This window comes from Mesorhizobium sp. M7A.F.Ca.CA.004.04.2.1 (assembly GCF_004022825.1).
In the GTDB taxonomy this organism is placed as follows: domain Bacteria; phylum Pseudomonadota; class Alphaproteobacteria; order Rhizobiales; family Rhizobiaceae; genus Mesorhizobium.
This window is the reverse complement of the sequence record NZ_RZPH01000157.1, coordinates 1-8,591: the sequence shown is the minus strand read 5'-3', so window position 1 is coordinate 8,591 and position 8,591 is coordinate 1. Positions and strand designations below refer to the sequence as shown.

Here is an 8,591-nt window from a genome sequence, read left to right as displayed (position 1 = left end):
TTGCGGCAGTGACGGCGTTTCTGTCGACGGGAGCGCCTTAGTCAGCCATCATGATGGTCATCGGCGCATGGGGCAGGAGCCCAGCATCGCTTACAGATACTGGGCGACCTTCTTGCCGACCGTGAGGAAGCGCAAGGGATCGATCGCTTCGCCATTGTGGCGCACTTCGTAGTGCAGATGCGGGCCGGTCGAGCGGCCGCTGCTGCCGGTCTTGCCGATGACGGCGCCGGCGTCCAGTTTCTCACCGACGGTGACGTCGATCTCGCTGAGATGCCCGTAACGTGTCGCAAAACCATTGCCGTGGTCGACTTCCACCATGCGGCCATAGCCGCCGTTCCAGCCGGCCTTGGTGACGGTGCCGGGTGCGGTGACCTTGGCGGCCATGCCGATCGGGGCCCTGAAATCCATGCCGGAATGCAATGCCGCGGTGCCGAGGATCGGGTCGGTGCGCACGCCGAACGGGCTGGTGACGGAGTGGCCCGGTGCGGGGTTGGTCAGCGGCAACTGGCGCGCTTCCTTCTTGAGATGGTCGAGGGCGTCAAGCGCTTCGTCCAACTCCTTGACCTTGCTGTCGAACATCATGGAGCTGTCGAGCGGGATCAGCGGTCCGCCGACATCGCTGTCGCCCTTGCCGAAATCGCTGTCGACGGGCAGTCCGGCCGCCTCGAGCGCCTGGGTAATGGCATCGGCACTCTTGTAGGCATTGTCGGCAAGCGTGCTGATGCGGGTCAACTGGTCGCTCTCGATGGATTTCAGCGACTGGTTGATCGAGACGAAGAGCTTGTCGGCACGATCGGCGGCTGAATCGTTGGGCAGCGGATCGGAGCGGGTCGACCACAGCGAGAACGGCCTTGTGTCGCCGGCGCCGGGATCGGCGCTCAGGCTGGCGACCGCATAGTTCCGCGCGGGCTCCTTGATGCTGCCGGTCACTTCGGCGCGTTTGTCCGGCTTCGCAACCGCTGCCGGATCTTCGGCCGGCGCTGCGCCGACTTCGCTCTCGGCGCGTTCGAGCAGCGGGCCAAGGCGGCCGTGACGCTGGCTCAGCTGGCTCTGCCGTTCAAGCAGTTCGCTGACCTTGGTTTCCATCAGCTGCTGGTCGAGCAACTGCCGGCTGGTGATGCGGTCGACCTGGGCGCGAAGCGCCGAAATGCGATCTTCATAGGCTTGCTGCATGCGCGCCTGGCGCGCCGTGGTGGCGCCTATCAGATCGTCGCGCAGCACCAGATAGGAGGTGGCCATGAGGTAGCCGACGGCAATGGCGGCGAGCGCCGAGCCGATAAAGGCCGCCAGCCACGGTCGGATCGTGAAATGCCTGATCTCGTTGCCCCGGGCGATGATGACCGTATGGGGCTCCTTACGCCTGCCGAAGACTGCGGACTGACCGGTTGCGTTCACGGGACCAAGCTTTCGTTTACGACACCACGACAGCTTGACTACACATTATTAAGGTTAACAAAGGCTTGCAGGGCCGGCTTGCCCGCAGCGAACGCCCGCCAGGCGTGCGTATGGTTGTAAGGGAAACCGGGCCAACCTCGCCGGCAAAACCTCAAAGCGCGCGAACGGCCTCGAGCACCTCTTCCGCATGGCCCTTGACGCGGACCTTGCGCCAAATCCTGGCGATCCGCCCGTCGCGGCCGATCAGGAACGTCGCGCGCTCGACGCCCATATACTTGCGGCCATACATCGATTTCTCGACCCACAGATGGTAGGCTTCGATCACCTTGCGCTCCTCGTCGGCGGCGAGGTCGATAGTGAGATTGTATTTCGACTTGAACTTGTCGTGCTTCTTGACGGGGTCGGGCGACAGGCCGATCACCACGGCGCCGGCCTTCTCGAAGTCCGGCTTCAGTTGCGAGAAGCTGATCGCCTCCTGCGTGCAGCTTGTTGTGTCGTCCTGCGGATAGAAATACAGCACGATGGGCTTGCCGGACGATGCGGCAAGGCTGACTGATCCGCCGCCGTCCCGCGGCAGGTCGAATTGCGGCGCGAGATCGCCTACGTCGAGGTCAGCCATACCGATGCCCTTGTTTGAGGTTACGCGCGAAGCCACACCGATATAGTGTCGGACGGGGATTCGTCCACGATCGAGTTCGTACAACGGAAAATTGCGTGGATCAGGAGCGACCGCAGCACGAGAAGATCCGGTTCAGGCGTGATGAGATCACCGACCTGGGGACCTTTCCGTCCGCCTGCCGTGTGCCGCCGCTCGGTCAGGCTTCGATCGGACGCGGTTTTCGCATCCTGTCGCGACTGTTCGCCGGTCTGGTCGCTTTCGTGCTGCTGGCCGCCGTGCTCGTTTATCTGGTTGGCGCCTCCGGCATCGGATCCGACCGGCTTCGCACCGAGGCGGAAACGGCGCTCGAGAAACTGGCGGGCGTCGATGTCAATGTCGCGGTCGGGCCTGCCCGCATCACGCTCGACGGTTCGAGTTTCATCGCGCTTCAGGTCAGCGACGTCAGCTTGAAGACTTCGGACGGTAAGCCGATGGCCGATGCCGGCCGCGTGCGCTTCGGCGTGCGTCTGTTCCCGCTGCTGTGGGGAGATGTGCGGCTGACCAGCGCCAGGATCTCGGATGCCCGCATCGTCGTGGCGGCGATGCCGTCAGGCGGCGACTGGACCGCCGGCCTGCGCAATGCGGACGGCCTCATCGATCCGGAGAAGCTGTCCGCCGCGGTGTTCGGAAACATCAACCACGCACTCGATGCCGTGCGGGAGGATTCGCTGCGCCGGATCGACCTTCGCAATGTCGAATTCGTGCTGCCCGAAACCGGAGCGATCAAGCTCGTCAAGATCACCGACGCCACCGTCGTGCAGTCGGGCCCGGGCGGCATGCAGTTCTCGTCCACGGCCGACATCGACGGCAGGACGGCTACCGTTGCCGCTTCCGCCTCCCGCGATATCGCGGCGCACCGCGTCACGGCACTGGATGCGAGCGTCGATCTGGCCGATACCGGCGATATGGCGGCCGCTGCCGGCAAGCTGGGAACCGTCGCGCTGAAGCTGACGGGATCGGAAGGGTTCGGCGCGAACGCATCGCGGCTGACGGCCGCTTTGTCGTCGACGGGTTCTGTCCTCGATCTCGGCACGCGAGGACTGCTGCCGGCGGACGTCGATATCAATGCGACGCTGGTTGCGGGCAGCAACAAGATCCAGGTCGACAGATTGCTGCTGAAGACCGGCCGCTCGACATTCGATTTCGCCGGTTCGATCGGGCCGAAGCCGGCAAGCGGAGCGGTGGGTGAAGAACCCTCCTATCGCTACGACCTGACCAGCGACGGATCGTCGCTTGCGCCTTCGGAGTCGCCCGAGCCGGCGCTCACCTTCCTGGCCCGGATTGCCGGCGTCTACAACACGGTGAGCCACAAATTGGTCGCCGAGCAGATCGCGCTCCGGTCCGCCGGCTCCGGCGAGATGCTTGGCACCGCCGCCGTGGCGTTCGTCGACGGCAAAGTGCCGGGGATCAATCTGGCGTTCAACATCCACGACATGCAGGTCTCTCACGTCAAGCAGCTGTGGCCGTGGTTTTCGGCGCGCAATGCCCGGCTCTGGGTGCTGGCCAATCTGTTCGGCGGCCGTGTCGTCGACGCCAACCTTCAGTTCCAGGTGGTGCCGGGCCGCCTGGGCAACGGCGTGCCGCTTTCGGCCGATGAGGTGTTCGGCCGCTTCCAGATCGAGGGATCGCGCTTCGACACCGCCGGCCGCATTCCGCCGATACGCGACGCGGTCGGCGTCGTCGGTTTCCACGGCAACGATGTCGATATCTCGCTATCCTCGGGCACCGTCTACATGCCCAGCGGCCGCACCGTGGCGGCCAGCAACGGCACGCTGACGGTCAAGGCGGCCAACCGCCCGCCGGTCGTCGGCGCGCTCGATATCGACGTCGACGGCGAAGCGTCGGCCGTAGCCGAACTCGCATCCTACGAGCCGATCAACGCCATGCGCCATGTCGGCATCCTGCCGGAAGACCTGTCGGGCAGCGTCACCGGCCACGTCAAGGCGGATATTCCGCTGCAGTCCGGTGTCGACTCCTCGAAGCTCGATTGGCTGGTGTCGCTCGACTATAGCGGCATGTCCTTGGCCAAGCCTTTCGAGGGCCAGATCGTGACGGATGCCGACGGTTCGATCACGGTCGATCCGGAGAAGGCGGTGATCTCCGCCAAGGCATTGCTGAACGGCATTCCGGCCGAACTCGATCTGGTCGAGCCGCTCAGGGATGACGGGCCGGCGCGCAGCCGCAAGGTGGCTCTGGTGCTTGACGACAAGATCCGCGCCGCCGCCATGCCCGGCCTGAAGCCGCTGCTTGCCGGAACGGTGAAGGTGGCGATCGACAAGAACGGCGGCGGCGACCAGAACGTCTCGGCCGATCTGACCAACGCCAGGCTGGACATTCCCTGGGCCGGCTGGGGCAAGGGGGCAGGGGTTCCTGCCAATGTCACCTTCGTCATGACCAAGTCCGGCGACACCACGACGCTGTCCGATTTCGACCTTGACGGAAAGACGTTCTCCGTCGACGGCAGCATCGTGCTGGTCAATGGCGCCTTGTCGTCGGCGCGGTTCAGCAAGGTCACCTTGAACAGGGGCGACGACGTTGCCGTGTCGGTGAAGCGGTCCGGCAAGGGCTATGCGGTCGAGATATCGGGCAACGCGCTCGATGCCCGCTCGCTGATCAAGCAGTTCACCTCGGACGTCGACACGGCTACCAAGACCACCGGTTCCGATGCCATTTCCGTCAGCGCCGATGTCGACCGGCTGACCGGTTTCCACGACGAGCAATTGTCCAATCTGAAGCTCGACTACAGTGCTGCCGGTTCGCGGGTGAACGGGCTGAAGGTCAGCGCCACGGCAAGTTCGGGCGCCGCCATATCGATCAGCAACACCACCGGCGCCGGCCGGCGCGCGCTCAACATGCAGTCCGCGGACGCCGGCGCCATCCTGAGATTCCTCAATATCTACGAGCATATGGAAGGCGGAACGATCACCCTGGCGCTTGCGGGGCCGAGCGACGGATCGCTGAGGGGCAAGGTCGACACCAGCAACTTTTTCGTGGTCAACGAACCGAAATTGGCCTCCATCGTCTCGACCACGCCGGCCGGCGACAACCGCAGCCTCAATCAGGCGGTCAAAGGCAAGCTGGATACGTCGCGGGTGAAGTTCGAACGCGGTTACGCCGAGATCGACAAGGGCAGCGGCTATCTGAAACTGGCCAATGGCGTGCTGCGCGGACCGCGCATCGGCACGACGTTCCAGGGCACGCTCTACGACCAGGACAACAACATGGACATGACCGGCACATTCATGCCGGTCTATGGCCTCAATCGCATCTTCGGCGAATTGCCCATCGTTGGCGCGCTGCTCGGCAATGGCCGTGACCGTGGCCTGATCGGCGTCACCTACCGGCTCAAAGGCAATGCCAACAAGCCGCTGCTGGACATCAATCCGCTGTCGGTGATCGCGCCCGGAATATTCAGGTCGATTTTTGAGTATAGGTGAGTGGCGCGGATCATGGTCGCCGCGCGCAAAGTGTCAAATCAACCGGTCCGTCGCTTCGGCACCGCAAGGCGGCGGGGATGGTCAGTTGATTGCCTGTTGGAAGTTGCTTGAGCCGGAATTAGCCGAGTACAGGATACCGTTCTTGCCGAGCCAGTATGTGCCGCTGGCAACGTTCTCCCAGTAGAAACCCGTAGTGCCGACGCCGATGGTCGTTCCGCCGACAAACCCTTCGAAGGCGCTCGCCGATGACGAATATTGGTATTGGCCAAGATTGTTGTACACGGCGGCGTTGCCGACGCTGTCGAACCTGACATATCCGAGATCGTCGGAGCCGTTGCCGTATCTGTTGTAGTGAGGATCGTCCGCAAGGGTGATCCGGTTTCCGTTCGCCATGAAGAACGTGCATCCGGGCGTTGGCTCGACACTCTGGCATGGCACGTCGAACACAGTCTTGAACGGGGAATTGATCTCGGTGGAAACCGCCGCGCGGGCCGTCTTGGGAACGCCCGGCATCGTCATTTCAGCATATTGCATCTGGCGGTCGAGGCGGTTGATGAGGCCACCGCTTTCCTGCGAAGCGTGCGGTCCAAAATCCATCGACAGTTTCGCGCCCAGATAGGCGCCTTGCGTCATCCCGTCACGATAGCCGGCGTAGACGCTTGCCGTCATGTCGTTGTCGAAGGCATAGCCCAATCCGATCTGCGCGCCCGCGCCGAAATTGGGCGAGGTCCAGGCCGTTCCCTCGATCGAGGTCTTGCCGAACGCCTTGCTGAAATCAACCTTTGCGAACAGCCCGTCATCGCCATTGTCGATGGCACGCTCGTAGCCGATCCTGGCGCCTAATCTCAGGGTCGGATCGAGATAGGTTTCGAAGCCGGGCGCAACCCGAACGCCGCTCGCGCCGTCGAAGCGCGTCTTCGCGAAGGGCTCGTCAATCAAAATGGCGGACGGGCTGTTCCAGCCATCGACACCGAGAGAAACCGTGGTCGCCGCGCTCAGGCGCAGGTCGAGCGAGCTGGCAAGGCTCCAGGTTTCGACACTCTTGTCTGTCGTCAGGCCGAACAGCTGATCGGCATCCTCGCGGACGAATTGTCCGGTAACCTGCACGGCGAGCAGTTCGCCCAGGTTCGCCGCACCGCCAACCATCAGCCGCGCGACGCCGTTTCCCTTCTCCGCGGCCATGCCGAAGGCTACCGGAAGGTCGGAGAATGCAGCGACGATCCTGGCATTCAGCCGCTGCTGGTTGTCGTCTTCCGAAACCTGCCCGTTTACGACCAGGCGGACCGATTTCTGCGAGGGCTCCGGCGTTTGCTCCTGAGCGCCGGTCGGGAAGGCTCCCGCGATCCAGGCCACGGCCGCCGCCATCATCTTGCCTGTTCTCATTTTCGTCCCCAAGCCTGCGTCGGGCTTCCCCAGAGCCAACGTTGCAACGTTGGTCAGATCGCCTGTTTCGACGACTTATGCTCGGTGGACGGATTCCTCGCATCACCCATTTGGGCTATGCGGCCGCAGGAACGGCCTGAAAATCAAAGTCTTAGCTAGAGCTTGCTTCGAGGCGGCGGTGCCTGTCGCTCTAGTGGCGCAGGATCAGGGCGGCGAGCTGGCTTTGGCGACGGGTCTCGGTCTTGGCAAAGACGGACTTCAACTGCGCCCTGACCGTGTGAATGCTGACGTCGCGGCTGTCCGCATGGTCGCGCAGCGAGATGCCTTGGGCGATGGCCACGGCCAGCTCCGATTCAGCCGGTGTCAGCCCATAGCCGGGCAATGCAGCGACGGAAGGCTGCGGCGTCGGCTGGTTGCGCAGGACCAGCATTGCAATCGGAAGGTCCTCGAAAATCTGATCGAACATTGTTTGCGTGGTTCTGTGGGCGAGCGGCACGATCATCGCGCGCATCGGCGAACCGGCCGCCCGACGAACGGGGAAGCTGCCTGGAATTGCGGGAAAATCCGCTCTCGCTATCGCGGCCAGGGCAATCCGCAGGGTCGTATCGGCCCTCGGATCCTTGAGGTGCAGGTGCCCGTCGCGGTCGACGGCGAGGAAAGACGCGTCCTTGCGCATCGCCGTTCCGGCACGGTTGCAGTGGGTGATACGCCCGGCTCTGTCGATGAACAGCACAGCGTCGGTCGATGTCTCAAGAGTGGCGCGATAGTCTTCTCCCTCCACCTGGTGCGGGATGTGCCGCATCAACTCGAACGAGCGGGTGATATGCGGCCCAAGCAGGTCAAACGTCCTGTTTACCCGCGCCCGCACGAGATCATGGTTGCGCAGGCGAATATTGCCCGAAAGGAAGAGCATCCTGTCCGATGAGCGATGCAGCGCAACGGCGCTCGCGGACACCAGACTCTGGCTACGCAGACAGTCATTGTAGAACTCGGTTTTGAGAAGTTTGTCCGGGTCGTATATTTCTTCCGATTGAACAAGCTTGCCGATCGGGGCGATAGCCATTCCGTTCGCCCAGACGTTGATCGTCGCATAGTCTCGCACATAGGAATCAATAAATTCCGGCGCAGCCCCGGACGCAAGCAAGCCCAGGCTTGCTCGCGCGACGGTATCATGCGCATGCAGGCAAATGAGCGTGTCGTCCAGATGGCCTGACAGGTCCCCGACGAACGCGGACCATTTGTGCGGGTTGATGCCTGCCTCGTAGACCGTGTGGATAAGGCTGTTGAAGTCGTCGAGCGTGATCTCAGGCAAGGTCGGTGCTCCGCAAACCATAGCTGGCGGCGGGAGCGGACGCATCGCCTGGGCGTGCTCGTGCGTTATGCTTGCGTGGATTGATCTTCACAGGCGGCCCCCCGGCGCATGGACGATGCATTCAACGCAATTTATGCGCCCAAGACGGAGCCGTCAAACGCTGATCCTGACAAGCGGTTGGCTCGGTCCCACCGTGCGGATCAGGTAGGCCGTACCAGAATGTGTTTTTTCTTTCCCAGAGAAAGCTTTACGACGTTTTCCGGACTCAAATCCTGAGGAGTCACCAGGCGGCGCTCGTCGCTCACCGGCTCGTCGTTCAGGCGCACGGCACCGCCCTGCACATGCCGCCGCGCTTCGCCGTTCGACGCCGCCAGTCCGGCGGTGACCAGCAGCGACAGGATACCGA

Annotated in this window: 6 protein-coding genes; 1 reads left to right on the top strand and 5 read right to left on the bottom strand. The window is 63.2% G+C overall.

Translation table 11 applies throughout. The annotated features are described in order from the left end of the window. Positions 1 to 90 precede the first annotated feature (90 nt). Together EN893_RS09930 and EN893_RS09925 are read right to left on the bottom strand one after the other, a co-directional pair. On the bottom strand, positions 91 to 1,395 hold the full coding sequence (locus tag EN893_RS09930) for a M23 family metallopeptidase (protein WP_127268135.1): 1,305 nt from the start codon (positions 1,393 to 1,395) through the stop codon (positions 91 to 93). Between the two features lie 151 nt (positions 1,396 to 1,546). After that, positions 1,547 to 2,014, bottom strand: coding sequence for a peroxiredoxin (locus EN893_RS09925; RefSeq protein ID WP_127258257.1), 468 nt, complete (start codon positions 2,012 to 2,014; stop codon positions 1,547 to 1,549). Positions 2,015 to 2,109: 95 nt separating this feature from the next. Between EN893_RS09925 and EN893_RS09920 the strand changes: the two genes are divergently transcribed. After that, positions 2,110 to 5,490, top strand: a complete 3,381-nt coding sequence (locus EN893_RS09920) for a DUF3971 domain-containing protein (RefSeq protein WP_127270915.1) — start codon at positions 2,110 to 2,112, stop codon at positions 5,488 to 5,490. A gap of 81 nt (positions 5,491 to 5,571) precedes the next feature. Here EN893_RS09920 and EN893_RS09915 read toward each other — a convergent pair whose 3' ends face one another. The 3 genes from EN893_RS09915 to EN893_RS09905 all read right to left on the bottom strand — a co-directional run. Next, positions 5,572 to 6,873: a hypothetical protein gene (locus EN893_RS09915; RefSeq protein ID WP_127270917.1), complete on the bottom strand. Its 1,302-nt coding sequence runs from the start codon at positions 6,871 to 6,873 to the stop codon at positions 5,572 to 5,574. A gap of 190 nt (positions 6,874 to 7,063) precedes the next feature. Then, complete coding sequence (locus tag EN893_RS09910) at positions 7,064 to 8,185, bottom strand: PAS domain-containing protein (protein WP_127270919.1); 1,122 nt, start codon at positions 8,183 to 8,185, stop codon at positions 7,064 to 7,066. Positions 8,186 to 8,385: 200 nt separating this feature from the next. Then, the coding region (locus EN893_RS09905) for a S4 domain-containing protein (RefSeq protein WP_281057676.1) at positions 8,386 to 8,591 on the bottom strand (206 nt) is incomplete at its 5' end.

What these genes read in the sequence shown, in the direction of transcription:
- EN893_RS09925 (WP_127258257.1), bottom strand. Translation starts at nt 2,014, where the DNA reads ATGGCTGACCTCGACGTAGGCGATCTCGCGCCGCAATTCGACCTGCCG.
- EN893_RS09915 (WP_127270917.1), bottom strand. Translation starts at nt 6,873, where the DNA reads ATGAGAACAGGCAAGATGATGGCGGCGGCCGTGGCCTGGATCGCGGGA.